Here is a 21,394-nt window from a genome sequence, read left to right as displayed (position 1 = left end):
GCCGTCAGGACAGCAGTCCGCGCTCCATGGCCGTCATCACCGCGGCCGTGCGGTCGGAGACGCCGAGCTTCTTGAACGACCGCAGCAGATGCGTCTTGACCGTGGCCTCGGCCACGAACAGCTTGCCGCCGATCTCGGCGTTGGTCAGCCCCTGGCCGACCAGCCGCAGCACCTCGCGCTCCCGGCCGGAGAGCGGCGACGGCTCGGCCACCCGGCTGCGGAAGAGCTTGCCCGCGAGGGACGGGGTGAGCACCGTCTCGCCGCGCGCGGCGGTCTGTACGGCGCCGATCAGCTCCTGGCGTGAACTGCCCTTCAGCAGATAGCCCGCGGCGCCCGCCTCCACCGCGCGCAGGATGTCCGAGTCGTCCTCGTAGGTGGTCACGATGACGACCTTGCAGCCGGGCGCCTGCCGCAGGATCTGCGTGGTGGCCTCGACCCCGTCCATCCCGCCCATGCGCAGATCCAGCAGGATGATGTCCGGCCGCAGCTCCACCGCCCGGACCACCGCCTCCTCACCGGAACCGGCCTGCCCGACGACGGTGATGCCGTCGGCGGACTCCAGCATGGCGCTCAAGCCCTCCCGCACCACGGGGTGGTCGTCGGCCAGCAGAACCCTGATAGGCGCGCTGGGCCCGCTACGTCCGCCCGGTCCGCCCGGCGCTTCGTCAGCCATGCACTGCCTCCCCGGCCAGCGCTGCCGCCGGCACGTTCACCTCGACGGTGGTGCCCCGCCCGGGGCTGCTGGTGATGGACGCCATTCCGTCGATCTCCTCCATCCGGGCCTGCATCCCGCGCAGCCCGTACCCTTCCTGCGTGCCGTCCGGGGTGAAGCCCTCGCCGTCGTCGCGGATCAGCAGCCGGACGCCGTTCTCGTCGAAGACCAGGACCACGTCCACCGTACGGGCCCGCTTGGCGTGTTTGCGGACGTTCGCGATCGCCTCCTGCACCGAGCGCAGCAGGACGACGCTGACCGCCATCGGCAGGGGCTGTTCGTCGCCCCTGACCGAGCACCGCACGTCCAGGCCGGTCTCGGCGATCAGCCCGTCCGCCTGCCGCCGCACCGCCTGCGCCAGCGAGCCGCCGCGCAGCGCGGGCGGGGTGAGGGCCGCCACGAAGTCCCGGGCCTCGGCGAGCGACTCCGTGGCCACCCGCCCGGCCAGCGACAGATGGTTCACCGCCTGGTCCGGTGCGCCGCGCACCTCCGACTCGGCCGCCTGCACCAGGCTGATGATGCTGGTCAGCCCCTGTGCCAGGGTGTCGTGGATCTCCCGCGCCAGCCGCTCGCGCTCGGCGGAGATGCCCGCCTCGTGGGAGAGCCGGGCCTCCCGCTCCCGGCTGCGCCGCAACTCCTCGATGAGCAGCCCGCGCTCCTTGCTCTGTCGCACCACCCGCTTGATCCACATGCCCAGCAGCAACGACAGCGCGATGCTCAGCAGGGAGATGGGCACCACCTCCCAGACGTTCAGGCCCAGTTCCTCACCGATGACCGCCACCACCAGCACGGGGCAGAGATTGGCCACCGTGGCCAGCGCGACCGCCGGTCCCATCGGCAGGCTCATGATCAGCATCGGAATGACCGCGAACAGCGCGAAGGCGCCGATCAGGCTGAACGCCGTGGTGGCGCAGAACAGCGCCACCAGGCCCAGCGCGAAGACCAGGTTCCGCGGCCCGTAGCTCGCCTCGATCATCAGCGACCGGCCGACCGCCGCGTACCAGGGCACGGTCAGGGTCAGCGCGGCGATCGGGAGGGAGTGGTCGACCTGGGAGCCGTCCGAGAGGAGGAGCAGGACGGCGGTGACGACGTAGGTGACGGCGAAGAAGCCGTCCCAGAGGCCGAACCAGCGGGTGCCGGACTCGGGACCGTAATACGCGCCGGTCGGCGAGTCGTCCCCCGGGGAGTGATTGCGCACGGGCTCAGTACTACCACGGGTGTCCCCCGTGTCCACCGGTCGGTTGACAGCCGGAACCCACCGTTCAGTCGTCGCGCGCCGCATGGCCCGCTTCTAGCGTTGATCCCGGTGGGACAGCCAGCTGTCACACCACGAAGCACATCGCCCTATCGGCTTGGAGAACGTCGTAATATGCCACAGCTGAGCCAGTTCATGGCCGCGCTGATCGCCAGCGGCACGATTCTGACCATCGTCCTGGCGACCGACCTCGGCCGCCGCCGCATCACCACTATGCGGATGGCGCGTTCGATCATCGCCGTGGCCGTGGTCATCGCGATCTTCGTCCACTCCTTCCCGACCACGGGCGACAACGACCTGTCCCTGCAGCTCGTGGGCATCGGCATCGGTGTCATCTGCGGTCTGATCGCCGGAGCGCTGCTGCCCGCCTACCGGGACGCCGCCTCGGGCGCGCTGTACACCATCGGCGGCATCGGCTACGCCGTGGTGTGGATCATCCTCTCCAGTGGGCGCATCATCTTCGTCTACGGCGCCGAGCACTGGTTCCCCATGGGCCTGATCAAGTTCTCCATCGAGTACGGGATCACCGGTCAGGACACCTACTCCAACGCCTTCATCTTCATGGCGCTGGCCATGGTGCTGACGCGTACGGCCGTCCTGCTGGCCAAGATGCGCAAGCTGAGGGCCCAGGAGGCCGGGAGCGGCCAGCTGCCCCAGCAGGCTCCGGACAGCCAGCAGGCCCCGGTCGGTCAGCAGACCGCGGACAGCCGGCAGACGGCGGACGGCCAGCAGGCCGCGGACAAGGCGTCGGCCGAAGCCTGATTTCATAGTCCGCCAACCCCGCCGGGCCCGCGCCCGGCACCCCATCCGAAGCAAGAGCAGGGTGAAACAGTGGAACGCCATGACAACCTGAGGCTCCGGCCGCCTCGTCACCGGGTCGACCGCCGTGCGATCGGCTGGTGGACGCTGCAGTCGGCACTGTTCGCCCTGCCCCTGCCCCTCACCTTCGGAATCCTGTGGGCCACCATCCCCCCGACGCGTGAGTTCTTCATGTGGGCCACGCTGATCTCGTGCGTCCCCGGGCTGCTCTACATGGCCGTCATGCCCGCGTGGCGCTACCGGGTGCACCGCTGGGAGACCACCGACGAGGCCGTGTACGCGGCCTCCGGGTGGCTGTGGCAGCAGTGGCGGGTCGTCCCGCTGTCCCGCGTCCAGACGGTGGACACCCTGCGCGGTCCGCTACAGCAGATGTTCGGGCTCTCCGGCGTCACCGTGGCCACCGCCTCCTCCTCGGGCGCGGTGAAGATCAAGGGCATCGACCACCAGGTCGCCCAGGACCTGGTCGAGTACCTGGCCGCGCGCGTCGAGTCGGTGCCGGAGGACGCCACATGACACCCGATACCAGCGTGTCCCCCTCGGTCGACCAGGACTGGGGGAGGCTGAACAGCCGGCTGCTCCTGGTCAACCTGTCCATCCTCGGCGCACCGCTGGCCATGTTCCTCGCCAGCCTCGCGGTCACCGGAGGCAAGACCAACCTCCAGATCATCATCACCCTCGCGTCGCTGTTCGTGACCTTCCTGGTCATCAGCGGCATCGGGCTGATGCGGCTGTTCACCACCCGCTACCGGCTCACCGAGGACCGCTTCGAGCTGCGCAAGGGCCTGCTCTTCCGCAGCGAACGCTCGATCCCGGTCGGCCGCATCCGCGGCGTCGACCTCACCGCCAACCCGGTCCACCGGGTCTTCGGACTCACCACGCTGCGGATCGACAGCGGGGAGCAGAGCGACGCCGTCGCGCGCAAGCTCGCCCTCGACGGCATCACCAAGGCCGAGGCCCTGGAGCTGCGCCGCCGGATCATCGCCCTGCGCGACGCGGGCCGTTCTCCCGCGGCGGCCGACAACGACGGTGTGCTCTGCCGACTGGACTGGTCCTGGCTGCGCTACGGCCCGCTCACCATCTGGGGCGTCGGCGGTGTCTTCATCGCCGCGGGCAGTGTGTACCGCACCCTGAACGAGATGCACGTCAACCCGCTCGAACTCGGCATCGTCAAGGACATCGAGCACCGTTTCGGCTCCGTTCCGCTCTGGTACGGAATCCTGGTGTCCGTCCTCGTCATCGTCGCCCTCGGCATGGTCGGCTCCACCGCCACGTTCATCGAGAACTGGGCGGGCTACGAACTGCGCCGCGAAGAGGGCGGCGCGCTCCGTATCCGCCGCGGGCTGCTGGCCACCCGCTCCGTGACCATCGCGGAACGAAATCTGCGCGGCCTCGAACTCGTCGAGCCCATCCCGCTGCGCTGGGCCAGGGGCGCCAAGCTCAACGCCGTCGCCAGCGGCCTGGGCGGCGAGGACGAGAACCGCAGCCGTCGCGCCCTGACCTCTCCCGTCCCGCGCGCCGAGGCCGTGCGGGTCGCCGCCGAGGCGCTGCCGGTGGACGAGCCCGGCCTGATCGAGCGCGAGGGCCTCCTCCGGCACCCCAGGGCCGCCCTGCGCCGCCGTATCAACCGCGCCCTCATCTGGTCGGTCCTGATCGCGGCGGTCCCGGTGGGGCTGGGGCTGTGGCTCAGCACCGGGCTCGTCATCGGCGGTGTGATCACCGGTGTGGCGCTGGTGCCGATCCTGGTGGCGTTCGCCTTCAACGCCTACCGCACCCTCGGCCATGGGCTCCGCGGCCGCTATCTGGTCACCTCCGCCGGGACGTTCGCCCACCGCACCGTCGTCCTCCAGCGCGAGGCGATCATCGGCTGGAAGATCTCCCGCACGCCCTTCCAGCGCCGGGCGGGGCTCCTCACCGTCGGCGCCACCACCTCGGCCGGTGAGGGCGTCTACCACGTGTACGACCTGACCGAAGGCCAGGGGATCGCCCTCGCCGAGACCACGGTGCCCGGGCTGCTCGCCCCATTCATCGAGCGGGCCCCGGACCGCGGCTGACCACCCATTGACCAACTGGCGATCCCCCGAGAGGTGGAGGGGCGGACCGAAAGGCCGCCCCTCCACCTCTGAACACCTGCCCTTGATTTTCTCGAACTCCTTGTCGTCACCGGAATTCTCATGCATTCTGGTGAGCTAAGCGCGGCCATTACGGGACGGTCGGCGAATACGGGACCCCAAAGGAACAATAGGGGTCCATAGGGGGTTTGAAGGGGTATCCTGCCGTCCTGCCCTGTGTAAGGCTGACCTACGGTCTAGGTGTATGTCTTGCGAGGTAATGGGGCGCGTGATGGTGAGTGAGTCCGTGGATTTGACGCCCGAGCACACGGAAATAGCGGTCGCCGGTCCCGACGGAACCTCCCCCTGGCGCGACGAACTCGCCGCCCTCCCCGAAGCCGAGCGTGCCGAAGCCCTCACCGCATGGGTCGGCGAGGTCGTCGCACAGGCCCTCAAGGACAAGGCACCGGACGTCCTCGACCCCGAGCGCCCCTTCCTCGACCTGGGCTTCGACTCCCTCGCCACCGTCGACCTGCACGCCCGGCTGACCGCCGCCACCGGACTGCGGCTGCCGGTCACCCTCGCCTTCGACCACCCCACCCCGGCCGACCTCGCCCACCGTCTGCGGACCGAACTGCTCGGCGCCGACGATGTCTCCGACGCCCCCTCGGACGACTCCGATACGCTCCCGATCGCCGCCGACGAGCCCATCGCCATTGTCGGAATGAGCTGCCGATTCCCCGGTTCGGCCGGTTCCCCCGAAGAACTCTGGGAAATCGTCGCGGGCGGAAAAGACGTCATCTCCGAATTTCCGGTGAGCCGGGGCTGGGATCTCGACGGGCTTTACGACCCCGATCCGGACAAGGCGGGCAGCAGCTATACCCGCGAAGGCGGATTCCTGCACGACGCCGATGAGTTCGATCCGGCGTTCTTCGGCATTTCGCCGCGCGAGGCCCTCGCGATGGACCCGCAGCAGCGGCTGCTGCTGGAGACCTCCTGGGAGGTCTTCGAACGGGCCGGGATCGACCCGCAGTCGCTGCGGGGCCGCCGGGCCGGTGTGTTCGTCGGCGCCGAGACCCAGGACTACGGCCCCCGCCTCCACGAGGCCGAGCAGGGCTTCGAGGGCTACCTGGTCACCGGCAACGCCGCGAGCGTCGCCTCCGGCCGTATCGCCTACACCTTCGGCTTCGAAGGCCCCACCGTCACCGTCGACACCGCGTGCTCCTCCTCCCTGGTGGCGCTCCACCTGGCCGTCCAGGCGCTGCGCACGGGCGAGTGCACGATGGCGCTCGCCGGTGGTGCGGCGGTCATGGCCAACCCCGGCTCGTTCATCGCCTTCAGCCGCCAGCGCGGTCTCGCCGCCGACGGCCGCTGCAAGCCGTTCGCCGCCGGCGCCGACGGCACCGCCTGGGGCGAGGGCGTCGGCATGCTGCTCGTCGAGCGGCTGTCCGACGCGCAGCGCAACGGCCACCGGGTGCTGGCCGTGGTGCGGGGTACGGCCATCAACCAGGACGGCGCCAGCAACGGGCTCACCGCCCCCAGCGGCCCCGCCCAGCAGCGCGTCATCCGCCAGGCCCTCGCCAACGCCGGACTGTCGGCGGCCGAGGTCGACGCGGTCGAGGCCCACGGCACCGGGACGACCCTCGGCGACCCCATCGAGGCCCAGGCGCTGCTGGCCACCTACGGCCAGGAGCGCGCGGCCGACCAGCCGCTGTGGCTCGGCTCGCTCAAGTCCAACATCGGCCACACCCAGTCCGCGGCCGGTGTCGGCGGCATCATCAAGATGGTCATGGCGATGCGCCACGGGGTGCTGCCGCACAGCCTGCACATCGACGAGCCGACCCCGCACGTCGACTGGACCGCCGGTGACATCGAGCTGCTGACCGAGGCACGGCCCTGGCCGGAGAACGACCGTCCGCGCCGTGCCGGTATCTCCTCCTTCGGCATGAGCGGCACCAACGCCCACGCCATCATCGAACAGCCGCCCGCCGCCGATGAGCAGAGTGTCGAGGGCCCCGCCCCCGCCGCCGCACCCGCCGCCGACGAGCAGAGTGCCGAGGCCCCCGCGCCCGCCGTGCTGCCCTGGGTCCTGTCGGCCAAGACCACCGACGCCCTCCGCGCCCAAGCCGCACGGCTGCACGCGCTGCTGGAAGCCCACCCCGGGCTCGCTCTCACCGACATCGGCCACTCGCTGGCCACCACCCGCGCCACCTTCGACCAGCGCGCCGTGCTCCTCGCCGACGGCCGCGACGGCCGCGACGGCGCCCTCGCCGCGCTGCGCACCCTCGCCGAGGGCGGCGAGGCCCCGTCCGTCGTCCAGGGCGCCCCCGCCGCCGGAAAGCTCGCGCTGCTGTTCACCGGACAGGGCAGCCAGCGCCTCGGCATGGGCCGCGAGCTGTACGACACCTACCCCGTCTTCGCCGAAGCCCTCGACGACGCCTGCTGGTACCTCGAAGAGCAGCTGGAACACCCGCTTCTCGACGTGCTCTTCGCCGAGGAGGGATCGCCCGAGGCGGCCCTCCTCGACCGCACCGACTACACCCAGCCCGCCCTGTTCGCCGTCGAGGTCGCGCTCTACCGCCTCGTCGAGTCCTGGGGGCTGCGCCCCGACCTGCTCGCCGGACACTCGATCGGCGAGATCGCCGCGGCCCACGTGTCCGGGGTGTTCTCCCTGGAGGACGCCGCCGCGCTCGTGGCGGCGCGCGGGCGACTGATGCAGGAGCTTCCGGCCGGTGGCGCGATGGTCGCGGTGCAAGCCTCCGAGGACGAGGTGGCGCCGCTGCTCGGCGAGCGGGTCTCGATCGCCGCCGTGAACGGCCCCACCTCCGTCGTCGTCTCCGGCGACGAGGAGGCTGTCGCCGAGGTCGCGGCGTCGTTCGAGGCGCGGGGACGGAAGACCAAGCGGCTCACCGTCAGCCACGCGTTCCACTCGCCGCTCATGGACGACATGCTCGCCGAGTTCCGGCGCGTCGCCCAGGTGCTGGAGTACGCACCGCCGCGCATCACCGTGGTCTCCACCGTCACCGGGCAGGTCGCCACCGCCGAGGAGCTGTGCTCGCCCGAGTACTGGGTACGCCACGTCCGCGACGCGGTGCGCTTCCTCGACGGCGTCCGCACCCTCGCCGACAAGGGCGCCACCACCTTCCTGGAGCTCGGCCCCGACGCCGTGCTCACCGCCATGGCACAGGACTGCCTGGCCGACGGCGACTCCGGCTCCGACAACGCTCGGTACGCGCCCGTGCTGCGCGCCTCCCGCCCGGAGGCCGAGACGCTCACGGCGGCCGTGGCGCTGGCGTACGTACGTGGCAAGAAGGTCGACTGGGCCACCCCGTACGCCGGTACGGGCGCGACGACGGTCGATCTGCCCACGTACGCCTTCCAGCGGCAGAGCTACTGGCTCAACGCCCCTGTCGCCACGGCGGCCGTCGCCGCTTCGGGTGGTGTGGTCGATGGGCGGTTCTGGGATGTGGTGGAGCGTGGCGATGTGGCCGCGCTGGCCGCGGAGCTGGAGGTGGACCCGGGGCTGTCGTTGGGTGAGGTGCTGCCCGCGTTGTCGTCGTGGCGGCGGCAGGAGGCCGTGCGTTCGACGGTGGACGGCTGGCGTTACGGGGTGTCGTGGCGGCCGGTGCGGGATCGGTCGGCCGGGGTGGCCGGTGGTTGCTGGGTAATGGTGGTTCCGGCTGGTGAGGCCGAGGGTGTGTGGTCCGCGGGTGTGGTGCGGATGCTGGCTGGGCGTGGCGTCGAGGTGCGTCAGGTCGAGCTGGGCGCCGGGGACGACGACCGGGGCGCGGTGGCCGAGCGGCTGCGGGCCTCGGTCGGCGATGTGGCGGTGACGGGCGTGGTGTCGCTGCTGGCCCTTGGGGGCGCTGACGGGCTGCTGGGTACCGCTGTTCTGACGCAGGCGCTGGGCGATGCTGGTGTGGGCGCGCCGTTGTGGGTGGCCACGCGGGGTGCGGTGTCGGTGGGGCGTTCCGACGCCTCCGTTGTTCCGGGGCAGGCGCAGCTGTGGGGTCTGGGCCGGGTGGCGGCGTTGGAGTCGCCGGAGCGTTGGGGTGGTCTGGTCGATCTGCCCGCTGAGGCTGATGAGCGTGCGTTGGCGCGGTTGGCGGGGGTGCTGGCCGGGTCCGGTGGCGAGGATCAGGTCGCGTTGCGGGCGTCGGGTGTGTTCGGGCGTCGGCTGGTGCGGGCGTCGGCGGCTGCGTCGTCGGGTGGTTCGTGGCGTCCGGGCGCAGGTTCCGTGCTGGTCACGGGGGGTACGGGTGCGCTGGGTGCGCGGGTGGCCCGGTGGCTGGTGGCGGGTGGCGCCGAGCACGTGGTGCTGACCAGCCGTCGTGGGCTGGAGGCTCCGGGTGCGGTGGAGCTGCGGAATGAACTGGTGGAGTCGGGTGCGCGGGTGACCGTGGCTGCCTGTGATGTGGCGGACCGGGACGCGCTGGCGGAGCTGCTGGCCGGGCTTCCGGACCTGACCGGCGTGATCCACACGGCCGGTGTCCTGGACGACGGCGTACTGGACTCGCTCACGGCTGAGCGGTTCGCCCCGGTGCTCCGTGCGAAGGCCGATGCCGCGCGCCACTTGGACGAGCTGACGCGTGACCTGGACCTTTCGGCGTTCGTCCTCTTCTCCTCGATCACCGGATCGGTGGGTGCGGCCGGGCAGGGCAACTACGCGGCGGCCAACGCCTACCTGGACGCGCTCGCCGAGCGGCGGCGTACCGAGGGCCTGGTGGCGACGTCCATCGCGTGGGGGCCATGGGCCGACGGCGGCATGGCGGCGGACGATGCGCTGGAGCGGCGCATGCGTCGCGAGGGCTTGCCGCCGATGGCGCCGGAGCTGGCGCTGGCCGCACTTCAGCAGGCGCTCGACGTCGATGACACGTGCGTGACGGTCGCGGACGTCGACTGGGACCGCTTCGTCGGCACGCTCACCGCCGTACGGCCGAGCCCGCTGATCGCCGACCTGCCGGAGGTCGCCGCACCGCCGCGGTCCGTGGCCGGGCCGAATGCCGGGCGTGTGATCACCGACGCCGACTCCGCCTCTCCCCTGGGGGAGCGGCTCCGCGGTCTGCCGCGTGCCGAACAGGATGGCGCGCTGCTGGAGTTGGTCCGGACGCACGTCGCGGCCGTGCTGGGGCACGACGGGGCCGAAGCGGTCGAGGCGGGGCGCGCCTTCAAGGAGCTGGGTTTCGACTCGCTCGCCGCCGTCGAACTCCGCAACCGGCTCGGCGCCGCCACCGATCTGCGGCTGCCCGCCACGCTCATCTATGACTACCCGTCGTCGGCCGCGCTGGCCGAGTACCTGCGGACGGAGCTGGTCGGCGCCGCCCAGATCGCCACGGCCGAGTCCGGCGATGTGGCCGTGGCCGTCGATGACGATCCGATCGCGATTGTGGCGATGAGCTGCCGTTTCCCGGGTGGGGTGCGTTCGCCCGAGGAGCTGTGGGAGCTGTTGACGGCGGGTGGGGACGCGATCGCGGAGTTCCCGTCCGACCGTGGGTGGGATCTGGCCGGGCTGTACGACCCGGACCCTGCCCGGCAGGGGACGTCGTACACGCGCGAGGGCGGCTTCCTGTACGACGTGGCCGACTTCGACGCGTCGTTCTTCGGCATTTCGCCGCGTGAGGCCCTGGCGATGGACCCGCAGCAGCGGTTGCTGCTGGAGACGTCGTGGGAGGCGTTCGAGCGGGCGGGCATCGACCCGGTGGCGCTGCGTGGCAGCCGTACCGGTGTCTTCGCGGGGACCAACGGGCAGGACTACGTCGGGCTCGTGTCCACCTCGCCCGAGGGCCTTGAGGGCCACGTGGGTACCGGTAACGCGGCGAGTGTGGTGTCCGGGCGGATCTCGTACACCTTCGGGCTGGAGGGCCCGGCGGTGACGGTGGACACGGCGTGTTCGTCGTCACTGGTGGCGCTGCATATGGCGGTGCAGGCGCTGCGGAGTGGTGAGTGCTCGATGGCGCTTGCCGGTGGTGTCACGGTGATGTCCACGCCGGAGGCGTTCGTCGACTTCAGCCGTCAGCGTGGGCTGGCTGTGGACGGGCGTATCAAGGCGTTCGCGGCCGGTGCGGATGGCACGGGCTGGGGTGAGGGCGTCGGCATGCTGCTCGTGGAGCGGCTGTCGGACGCGCGGCGGAACGGCCACCCGGTGTTGGCGGTGGTGCGTGGTTCGGCGATCAACCAGGATGGTGCGTCGAATGGTTTGACGGCGCCGAATGGTCCGTCGCAGCAGCGGGTGATTCGGCAGGCGCTGGCGGGTGCGGGGCTGTCGGCCGGTGACGTGGATGTCGTGGAGGCGCACGGTACGGGTACGACGCTGGGTGACCCGATCGAGGCGCAGGCGTTGCTGGCCACGTATGGCCGGGAGCGGTCTGACGGGCAGCCGTTGTGGCTGGGCTCGATCAAGTCGAATATCGGGCACACGCAGGCGGCGGCCGGTGTTGCGGGCATCATCAAGATGGTGTTGGCGATGCGGCATGGTGTGCTGCCGCAGACGTTGCATGTGGATGAGCCGTCGCCGCACGTGGACTGGTCGGCGGGCGAGGTGTCGCTGCTCAGCGAGGCACGGGAGTGGCCGGAGACGGGCCGTCCGCGTCGCGCGGGTGTGTCGTCGTTCGGGCTCAGCGGTACCAATGCGCACACCATCATCGAGCAGGCGCCGCCGGTCGACGAGCAGGTTGAGGTGGCCGAGCCGCGTCGTGGTCTGGGCGGTGTGCTGCCGTTCGTACTGTCGGCCAAGAACGCGGAGGCGCTGCGGGAGCAGGCCGCGCGGCTGCGGGCCTTTGTCGAGACGCGTCCGGAGTCGGGGCTGCTCGATGTGGCCCAGGCATTGGCCGTCGGCCGGGCTGCTCTGGAGCGGCGTGCGGTGCTCAGCGCTGGTGACCGCGATGAGCTGCTGCGGACGCTTGACGCTCTGGCAGCGGGCGAGTCCGCGGCGGGCCTGGTCGAGGGTTCGGTCGCCGAGGGCAAGGTGGCGTTCCTGTTCACGGGGCAGGGGAGCCAGCGGCTGGGGATGGGTCGTGAGCTGTGTGACGCCTTCCCGGTGTTCGCGGATGCGTTGGACGAGGTGTGTGCGCATCTGGATCTGCACCTTGAGCGGCCGCTGCGGGATGTGCTGTTCGGGGATGACGCGGCTGTACTGGATCAGACCGGTTTCACCCAGCCCGCGCTGTTCGCCGTCGAGGTGGCGTTGTTCCGGCTGGTCGAGGCGTGGGGGTTGACGCCGGACTTCCTCTCTGGGCACTCGATTGGCGAGCTGGCCGCCGCGCATGTGGCGGGTGTGTTGTCGCTCGCGGACGCCGCGAAGTTGGTGGCCGCCCGTGGGCGGTTGATGCAGGAGCTTCCGGCTGGTGGCGCGATGGTCGCGGTGCAGGCGTCGGAGGATGAGGTGCTGCCGCTGCTCGGTGAGCGGGTGAGCATTGCCGCGCTCAACGGGCCCACGTCGGTGGTCATCGCGGGTGACGACGAGGCTGTGGTTGAGGTCGCTGCGTCGTTCGAGGCTCAGGGTCGTAAGACCAAGCGGCTCACAGTGAGCCACGCGTTCCACTCGCCGCGTATGGACGGGATGCTGGAGGCATTCCGCGAGGTCGCGCAGGGGCTGTCGTACGAGGCTCCGCGTATTCCGGTCGTGTCCAACCTGACGGGTGAGCTGGTCTCCGCTGAGGAGATCGCGACTGCTGACTTCTGGGTGCGGCATGTCCGGGAGGCTGTGCGTTTCCTCGATGGTGTGCGTGTTCTGGAGGCGCAGGGCGTCACCACGTTCGTGGAGCTGGGTCCGGACGGTGTGCTCACCGCCATGGCGCAGGAGTGTGTGACCGGCGACCAGGACGCCGCGTTCGTCTCCGTCTGCCGCAAGGACCGTCCCGAGGCCGAGGCGCTGACGGGCGCCGTCGCGCGTGCGTACGTCCGTGGTGTGCCGCTGGACTGGGACGCCGTCTTCGGCGGAACGAGCGCCCGCATCGAGCCCGCCGAGCTGCCGACGTATGCCTTCCAGCGGCAGCGTTACTGGCCCAACGCCGCCGCCCTCGCGGCGGGCGACCCGGAGTCGATCGGGCTGGGCGACATCGGCCATCCGCTCCTCGGCGCCGCCGTCGCGCTCGCGGACGCCAATGGCCTCCTGCTCACCGGGGTGCTCTCCACCCGTACCCACCCCTGGCTCGCCGACCACGTGATCATGGGCAGCGTGCTGCTGCCCGGTACGGCCTTTGTGGAGCTGGCGAGCGCGGCGGGCGCCCAGGTGGGTTGTGAGCGGTTGGATGAATTGACTCTGGAAGCTCCGCTTGTGTTGCCGGAGCACACTGGGGTGCGGGTGCAGCTTGTTGTGGAGGGGCCGGATGAGTCCGGTGGCCGTTCGTTCAGTCTGCATTCGCGGCGGCAGGACGCGCTGGGGGCGGAGCCGTGGACGCGGCATGCCACCGGTGTGCTCGCGGTCGGCGTTCGGGGTGCTGACCTGGAGGAGCTTGGTGTGTGGCCGCCGCAGGGTGCCACGCCGATCGCGGTCGACGGGCTGTATGCGGAGCTGGCCGGGGAGGGGCTCGGCTATGGGCCGGTGTTCCGGGGGCTCAAGGGCGCGTGGCGGCTCGGTGGAGACCTCTACGCCGAGGTCGGTTTTCCCGAGGACGCGCCGCTGACGTCGGGCGCCGAGGCCGAGCGGTTCGGGTTGCACCCGGCCCTGTTGGACGCCGCGCTGCATGCCATCGGCGTCGGCACCCCTGCCCGTGAGACGGCGTCGGCGGAGGGTGCGCTGCTTCCGTTCGCGTGGAGTGGTGTGCAGTTGCACGCGGCCGGGGCTGGTGCGCTGCGGGTGCGGCTGTCGGAGCGGTCGTCGAATGCGGTGTCGCTGCTGGTGGCTGACGGTACGGGTCGTGCGGTGGCCACGGTTGAGTCGGTGGCGTTGCGGGCGGCTTCGGCTGACCAGGTGCGTGCGGCGCGGGGTGGGTTGCATGAGTCGTTGTTCCGGCTGGAGTGGTCGGCGGTTCCGGCGGCCGCTGCGGGTGCGGCAACGGGCGACTGGGCGGTGCTCGGCGCGGATGCCGAGGAGTCGGGAGCGCTGCAGGACGGGTTCGGGCCCGGGGTTCGGGTGGCGGCCTATGGCGATCTGTCGGCGCTGAGTGCGGCTGTCGACGCCGGGGTGTCCGTGCCGGACACCGTGGTGGTGGCCGGTCTTGGTGGCGGTGGCGACGCACCGGCCGTGCACGAGGCCACGCAGGGCATGCTCACTTTGCTTCAGGCGTGGTTGGCTGATGAGCGGTTTGTCGGGGCGCGGTTGGTGCTGGTGACGCGGGGCGCGGTGGAGACCGTGCCGGGTGCGGGTGTGGTGGATCTGTCGCAGGCCGCTGTGCGTGGTTTGTTCCGTTCCGCGCAGTCGGAGAACCCTGGCCGTCTGGTGTTGCTGGACGTGGACGGCGACGAGAACTCGTACGGTTCGGTGCCTGTGGCGCTGGGCGTGGACGAGGGGGAGCTGGCGCTTCGCGGGGATGTGGTGCTGGCGCCGAGGCTGGCCCGGGTGCCGGTCACCAACGACACCGACGCCGATTCCGTTCCGTCCTTTGATGAGGACGGCACGGTGCTGATCACCGGTGCCTCGGGATCTCTGGGTGGTCTCTTCGCGCGTCATCTGGTTTCGGCTCATGGTGTGCGGCGGCTGCTGCTGGTGAGCCGTCGCGGCGCGGACGCCGATGGTGCGGATGAGCTGGCTGCCGAGCTGACGGCGGCCGGTGCGGTCGTGACGTGGGCGGCGTGTGATGTGGCGGATCGGGACGCGCTGGCTGGTGTGCTGGGGTCGGTTCCGGCTGAGCATCCGCTGACCGGCGTCGTGCATACGGCGGGTGTGCTGGATGACGGCATTCTTGGTTCGTTGACGCCTGAGCGGGTGGCTGGGGTGTTGCGTCCGAAGGTTGATGCGGCGCTGAATCTGCATGAGTTGACGCGCGATGCTGACCTGTCGGCGTTTGTGCTGTTCTCCGGTGCGGCGGCAGTGTTCGGCGCGCCGGGACAGGCGAGTTACGCGGCCGCCAACTCCTTCCTGGAGGCGCTTGCGCAGCAGCGTGTGGCGCAGGGGCTTCCGGCCACCGCTCTGGCCTGGGGTTTGTGGGCCGGTGCGGGCATGGGCAGCGGGCTGGACGAGGTGGGTCTGCGGCGTATCGCGCGTGGCGGCGGTGCTCCGATCGCCGCTGACGAGGGGCTTGCCCTCTTCGATGCGGCGCGCGCCGACGGCACGGCGGTGCTGTTCCCGATGCGGCTCGACTACGCGGGGCTGCGCACCGAAGCCACCGCGACCGGCACCGTTCCGGCCCTCTTCCGCGGCCTGGTGCGGGCCCCGGTCCGGCGGGCGGCCACCGCGGCCGCCACGGCCGACGGCTCCTCGCTCGTACGGCGCCTGGCCGGGCTCGCGCGGGCCCAACAGGAGCGTGAGCTACTGGAGTTGGTCTGCGGGCGCGTCGCCGCAGTGCTGGGGCACAGTGGCGCCGATGTGATCGAGGCCGGGCGGGCGTTCAAGGAGCTGGGCTTCGACTCGCTGACGGCGGTCGAGCTGCGCAATGATCTGAAGACGGTCACCGGGCTGAGGCTTCCGGCGACGCTCGTCTTCGACTACCCGACGCCGACCGCCCTCGCGGGCTATCTGCGCGAGGAGCTGCTGGGTGCCGAGGAGGCCGTGGCACCCGCTGCCACCGGGGTTACGGGCGCGGTGTCGGCGGTGGCCGACGACCCGATCGTCATCGTCGGCATGAGCTGCCGTTTCCCGGGCGGTGTGAGCACGCCCGAGGAGCTGTGGAACCTCGTCGCCACAGGTGGCGACGGCATCTCCGGCTTCCCCGTCGACCGTGGCTGGGACCTGGACGGCCTGTACCACCCGGACCCCGACCACGCGGGTACCTCGTATACGCGTGAGGGCGGCTTCCTGCACGACGCCGCCGACTTTGATCCGGACTTCTTCGGGATCTCGCCGCGTGAGGCCCTTGCCATGGACCCGCAGCAGCGGTTGCTGCTGGAGACGTCGTGGGAGGCGTTCGAGCGGGCGGGCATCGACCCGGCCACGGTGCGTGGTCAGCAGGTCGGTGTGTTCGCGGGCGTCATGTACCACGACTACCTCACCGGGACGGCCGACATCCCGGATGGTGTCGAGGGCTACATCGGCACCGGCAACGCGGGCAGTATTGCCTCCGGGCGGGTGGCGTACACCTTCGGGCTGGAGGGCCCGGCGGTGACGGTGGACACGGCGTGTTCGTCGTCGTTGGTGGCGCTGCACCTGGCGATTCAGGCGTTGCGCTCGGGTGAGTGCTCGATGGCGCTGGCCGGTGGTGTGGCGGTCATGGCCACGCCGGAGACGTTCGTGGACTTCAGCCGTCAGCGGGGCCTGGCCACGGACGGCCGTTGCAAGTCGTTCGCAGCGGCTGCGGACGGTACGGGCTGGGGCGAGGGCGCGGGCATGCTGCTGGTGGAGCGGCTGTCGGACGCGCGTCGTCATGGTCACTCGGTGCTCGCCGTGGTGCGTGGCTCGGCGATCAACCAGGATGGTGCGTCGAATGGTCTGACGGCGCCGAACGGTCCGTCGCAGCAGCGGGTCATCCGGCAGGCGCTGACCAGCGCCGGGCTGACGACCGGCGATGTGGACGTGGTCGAGGCGCACGGTACGGGGACGACGCTGGGTGACCCGATCGAGGCGCAGGCGCTGCTGGCCACGTACGGACGCGACCGGTCCGAGGACCAGCCGCTGTGGCTGGGGTCCATCAAGTCCAACATCGGCCACACGCAGGCCGCCGCCGGTGTCGCGGGCATCATCAAGATGGTGATGGCCATGCGGCACGGCGAGCTGCCGCAGACCCTCCACGTCGACGCGCCGTCCTCGAAGATCGACTGGGCGGATGGCGCGGTCTCGCTGCTCACGGAGACGCGGGAGTGGCCGGAGATCGAGGGCCGTCCGCGTCGCGCGGGTGTGTCGTCGTTCGGTATCAGTGGCACCAACGCGCACACCATCATCGAGCAGGCCCCGGCGATCGAGGCCCCGGCCACGGTGTCCGCGTGGGACGTCCCCGGTGGTGTGCTGCCGTGGCCGTTGTCGGCCATGGGCCAGGAGGCGCTGCGCGACCAGGCCCGCCGCCTGCGCGATCGGCTGAGCGTCGCCGACGAGATGGACGACCTCGCCGACATCGGCTACACGCTGGCCACCGGGCGTACCGCGTTCGAGGACCGTGCGGTGCTGGTGGCCGACGGGCGTGAGGGTTTCCTGCGTGCTCTGGAGGCGTTGGCTTCCGGCGAACCGGCCACGGGTGTGGTGCAGGGCTCGCCGGTCGCCGGAAAGCTCGCGTTCCTGTTCACGGGCCAGGGCAGCCAGCGGCTGGGGATGGGCCGTGAGCTGTACGAGGCCTATCCGGTGTTCGCGGAGGCGCTGGACGCGGTGTGCGAAGCGCTGGACGCGCACCTTGAGCGGCCGCTGCGGGATGTGCTGTTCGGGGACGATGCCTCGGTGCTCGACCAGACGGGGTTCACTCAGCCTGCGTTGTTCGCGGTTGAGGTGGCGTTGTTCCGGTTGGTCGAGGCGTGGGGTGTGCGGCCCGATTTCCTGTCCGGGCACTCGATTGGTGAGCTGGCTGCCGCGTATGTGGCGGGTGTGCTGTCGCTTGCGGACGCGGCGAAGTTGGTGGCTGCTCGTGGGCGTCTGATGCAGGAGCTTCCGGCTGGTGGCGCGATGGTCGCGGTGCAGGCGTCGGAGGACGAGGTGGCGCCGCTGCTCGGTGAGCGGGTGAGCATCGCTGCGCTCAACGGGCCGTCGTCGGTGGTCATCGCGGGTGACGAGGACGCTGTTGTTGAGGTCGCTGCGTCGTTCGAGGCGCAGGGGCGTAAGACCAAGCGGCTTACGGTCAGCCATGCGTTCCATTCGCCGCGTATGGACGGGATGCTGGATGCGTTCCGTGAGGTGGCGGAGGGGCTGTCGTATGCGGCTCCGCGCATTCCGATCGTGTCCAACCTGACGGGTGAGCTGGTCTCCGCTGAGGAGATCACGTCCGCTGACTTCTGGGTGCGGCATGTCCGGGAAGCGGTCCGTTTCCTCGATGGTGTCCGCACTCTTGAGGCTCAGGGTGTGACCACCTGTCTTGAGCTGGGCCCGGATGGTGTGCTGTCCGCGATGGGGCAGGACTGTCTCACCGAGGACGCGGCCGCGACGGCTTTCGTCGCCGTTCTGCGTGAGGGGCGTACGGAGGCCGGGACGCTGGCCGGTGCCCTTGCCGCGTTGCAGGTTCGGGGCGTGGCCGTGGACTGGGAGGCGTTCTACGCCGGGGCCGGTGCGCGGCGCGTGGAGCTGCCGACGTATGCCTTCCAGCGGCGGCGCTACTGGCTGGATGTATCGACGGCCACCGCCACCTCCGGTGCCACGGCACTGGACGCGGTGGACGCCGGTTTCTGGGCGGCGGTGGAGCGCGGGGATCTGGAGTCGCTCGCGGCGACGCTGGGTCTTGGTGCCGAGGACAATGGCGCGCTGGAGGCGCTGCTGCCGTCGATGTCGTTGTGGCGGCGGCGGCAGTCGGAGCGCTCGACGGTGGATGGCTGGCGTTACCGGGTGTCGTGGAAGCCGGTCACCGACCGCGCTACGGCTTCTCTGAGCGGCCGTTGGCTGGTCGTCGTACCGACTGAGGCGACCGGGTCCGCGTGGGCGGACGGTGTCGTCGGGATGCTGGACGACCGTGGTGTCGACGTGGCGCGGGTCGAGCTGACCGCCGACGACGACCGGACTGCGGTGGCCGCACAGCTGACCGCCGCCGTGGCGACCGGCGACGACGTGACCGGTGTGGTGTCCCTGCTGGCCCTCGCCGAGGGCGACGCGCTGCTGCGTACGGCGGCGCTGACGCAGGCGCTCGGCGACGCGGGTGTGGGTGCGCCGTTGTGGGTGGCCACGCGGGGTGCGGTGGCCGTGGGGCGTTCGGACGGTGCGGTCAGCCCGGATCAGGCGCAGGCGTGGGGTCTGGGCCTGGCCGCGGCGCTGGAGCTGCCCGAGCGTTGGGGTGGTCTGGTCGACCTTCCCGCTGAGGCTGATGAGCGCGCGGTGGCGCGGCTGGCGGAGGTGCTGGCCGGGGCCGGTGGCGAGGATCAGGTGGCGGTGCGCGCGTCGGGCGTGTTCGGGCGCCGCCTCGTACGGGCCACAGCGCCCGCGTCGACCGGTGACTCCTGGTCGCCGGGTGCCGGGTCTGTTCTGGTGACGGGCGGTACGGGTGCGTTGGGTGCGCATGTGGCGCGTTGGCTGGTGGGGAATGGTGCCGAGCATGTGGTGCTGACCAGTCGTCGTGGGCTGGAGGCTCCGGGTGCGGTGGAGCTGCGGGATGAGCTGTCGGCGTCGGGTGCGCGGGTGACGGTGGCGGCGTGTGATGTGGCCGACCGTGATGCGCTCGCGGAGCTGCTGGCTTCTCTGCCGGAGGAGTCGCCGCTGACCGGTGTGTTCCACACGGCGGGTGTGCTGGACGACGGTGTGCTCGACGCGCTCACCCCCGAGCGTTTTACGACGGTGCTGCGGGCGAAGGTGTCCGCTGCGGCGCACCTCGATGAGCTGACGCGTGAGCTGGACCTGTCCGCGTTCGTGCTGTTCTCCTCGATCAGTGGCACGTTCGGTGCTGCGGGTCAGGGTAATTACGCCGCCGCCAATGCCTCGTTGGATGCGTTGGCTGAGCGTCGGCGTGCTGCGGGTCTGCCTGCTACGTCGGTTGCCTGGGGTCCGTGGGCCGAGGGTGGTATGGCTGCGGACGACGGTCTGGAGCAGCGGCTGCGGCGTGGTGGTCTGCCGCCGATGGACGCCGAGGTGGCGGTTGCCGCCCTTCAGCGGGTGCTGGATCTGGACGACGCGGCGGTGGCCGTCGCGGACATCGAGTGGGCCCGGTTCGCGCCGGACTTCACCGCCGTGCGGCCGAGCCGCTTCATCGCGGACTTCGCGGATGTGGCGCAGTCGGGGCAGGGCACTGCTGGTGCGTCTGAAGATGGTGGGCTGGTCGCGCGGCTGGCCGGGTTGGGTGAGGCCGAGCGGGACCGGTTGCTGCTGGATGTGGTCCGGGGCCAGGTGGCCGCGGTGCTGGGGCATGACGGTTCGGAGTCGATCGGTGTCGAGCGGGCCTTCAGTGAGCTGGGTTTCGACTCGCTCACCGCAGTGGAGCTGCGTAACCGGCTGATCGCGGCGACGGGTGTTCAGCTGCCCGCGACCTTGATCTTCGACTATCCGACGGCGTCGGCTCTCGCGGATTATCTGCGTACCGAACTGCTGGGCGCGGATGTGGCGGTGACCGGTGGTGTGGTCGCGCCGACGGTTGCCGTGGCTGACGATCCGATCGCGATTGTGGCGATGAGCTGCCGTTTCCCGGGTGGGGTGCGTTCGCCCGAGGAGCTGTGGGAGCTGCTGTCGGCGGGTGGGGACGCGATTGCGGAGTTCCCGTCCGACCGTGGCTGGGACCTGACCGGGATCTACGACCCGGACCCTGCCCGGCAGGGGACGTCGTACACGCGTGAGGGCGGCTTCCTGTACGACGTGGCCGACTTCGACGCGTCGTTCTTCGGGGTTTCACCGCGTGAGGCTCTGGCGATGGACCCGCAGCAGCGGTTGCTGCTGGAGACGTCGTGGGAGGCGTTCGAGCGGGCGGGCATCGACCCGGCCACGGTGCGTGGTCAGCAGGTCGGCGTCTTCGCCGGAACCAACGGACAGGACTACCTGTCCCTTGAGCGTGCGTCTGACGGGCTTGAGGGCCATTGGGGTACGGGTAACGCGGCGAGTGTGGTGTCGGGCCGGGTGGCGTACACCTTCGGGCTGGAGGGCCCGGCGGTGACGGTGGACACGGCGTGTTCGTCGTCGCTGGTGGCGCTGCATATGGCGGTGCAGGCGCTGCGCTCGGGTGAGTGCTCGATGGCGCTTGCCGGTGGTGTCACGGTGATGTCCACTCCCGATAACTTCATCGACTTCAGTCGTCAGCGTGGGCTGGCTGTGGACGGGCGTATCAAGGCGTTCGCGGCCGGTGCGGATGGCACCGGCTGGGGCGAGGGCGCGGGCATGCTGCTCGTCGAGCGGCTGTCGGACGCGCAGCGCCATGGGCATCCGGTGCTGGCGGTCGTGCGGGGTTCGGCGATCAATCAGGATGGTGCGTCGAATGGTCTGACGGCGCCGAATGGTCCGTCGCAGCAGCGGGTGATCCGGCAGGCGCTGGCGGGTGCGGGGCTGTCCGCTGGTGATGTGGACGCGGTGGAAGCCCACGGTACGGGGACGACGCTGGGTGACCCGATCGAGGCGCAGGCGCTGCTGGCCACGTACGGCCGGGAGCGGTCTGACGGGCAGCCGTTGTGGCTGGGCTCGATCAAGTCGAATATCGGTCACACGCAGGCGGCGGCCGGTGTCGCGGGCATCATCAAGATGGTGATGGCGATGCGGCACGGTGTGCTGCCGCAGACGCTGCATGTGGATCAGCCGTCGCCGCACGTGGACTGGTCGGCGGGAGCGGTCTCGCTGCTGACCGAGCGGGTGGAGTGGCCGGAGACCGGCGGTCCGCGTCGCGCGGGCGTGTCCGCGTTCGGCATTAGCGGTACCAACGCGCACACCAT

At 70.8% G+C, this 21,394-nt stretch carries 6 protein-coding genes; 4 read left to right on the top strand and 2 right to left on the bottom strand.

The window, feature by feature from the left end; all coding sequences use genetic code 11:
• Nucleotides 1–4: 4 nt before the first annotated feature.
• The gene (locus tag ABZ370_RS37415) at nucleotides 5–673 is read right to left on the bottom strand and encodes a response regulator transcription factor (RefSeq protein WP_358630730.1); all 669 of its coding nucleotides are present in this window, start codon (nucleotides 671–673) and stop codon (nucleotides 5–7) included.
• Nucleotides 666–1,910 carry a sensor histidine kinase gene (locus tag ABZ370_RS37410; protein WP_358630727.1) on the bottom strand — a complete coding sequence of 415 codons (1,245 nt, stop codon included), beginning with the start codon at nucleotides 1,908–1,910 and terminating at the stop codon, nucleotides 666–668. The genes ABZ370_RS37415 and ABZ370_RS37410 overlap by 8 nt, the downstream gene beginning before the upstream one ends.
• Before the next feature lie 171 nt (nucleotides 1,911–2,081).
• On the opposite strand from ABZ370_RS37410, the gene ABZ370_RS37405 reads away from it, so the two are divergent.
• The 4 genes from ABZ370_RS37405 to ABZ370_RS37390 all read left to right on the top strand — a co-directional run.
• Entirely contained in the window at nucleotides 2,082–2,729 is a 648-nt protein-coding gene (locus ABZ370_RS37405) for a hypothetical protein (RefSeq protein WP_358630725.1), read from the top strand.
• 69 nt (nucleotides 2,730–2,798) lie between these two features.
• A complete protein-coding gene (locus ABZ370_RS37400; protein ID WP_358630722.1) occupies nucleotides 2,799–3,299 on the top strand; it encodes a PH domain-containing protein in 501 nt (166 codons plus the stop codon).
• Nucleotides 3,296–4,837, top strand: a complete 1,542-nt coding sequence (locus ABZ370_RS37395; protein WP_358630719.1) for a PH domain-containing protein — start codon at nucleotides 3,296–3,298, stop codon at nucleotides 4,835–4,837. Before ABZ370_RS37400 ends, ABZ370_RS37395 begins: the two co-directional genes overlap by 4 nt.
• 304 nt (nucleotides 4,838–5,141) lie before the next feature.
• Nucleotides 5,142–21,394, top strand: a 16,253-nt coding sequence (locus ABZ370_RS37390) for a type I polyketide synthase (RefSeq protein ID WP_358630716.1), incomplete at its 3' end; no start/stop codon positions are given.

Source organism: Streptomyces sp. NPDC005962, from assembly GCF_040629205.1.
GTDB lineage: Bacteria > Actinomycetota > Actinomycetes > Streptomycetales > Streptomycetaceae > Streptomyces.
This window is presented reverse-complemented; position numbering and strand designations above follow the sequence as displayed.

What these genes read in the sequence shown, in the direction of transcription:
- ABZ370_RS37405 (WP_358630725.1), top strand. Translation starts at nt 2,082, where the DNA reads ATGCCACAGCTGAGCCAGTTCATGGCCGCGCTGATCGCCAGCGGCACG.
- ABZ370_RS37395 (WP_358630719.1), top strand. Translation starts at nt 3,296, where the DNA reads ATGACACCCGATACCAGCGTGTCCCCCTCGGTCGACCAGGACTGGGGG.
- ABZ370_RS37415 (WP_358630730.1), bottom strand. Translation starts at nt 673, where the DNA reads ATGGCTGACGAAGCGCCGGGCGGACCGGGCGGACGTAGCGGGCCCAGC.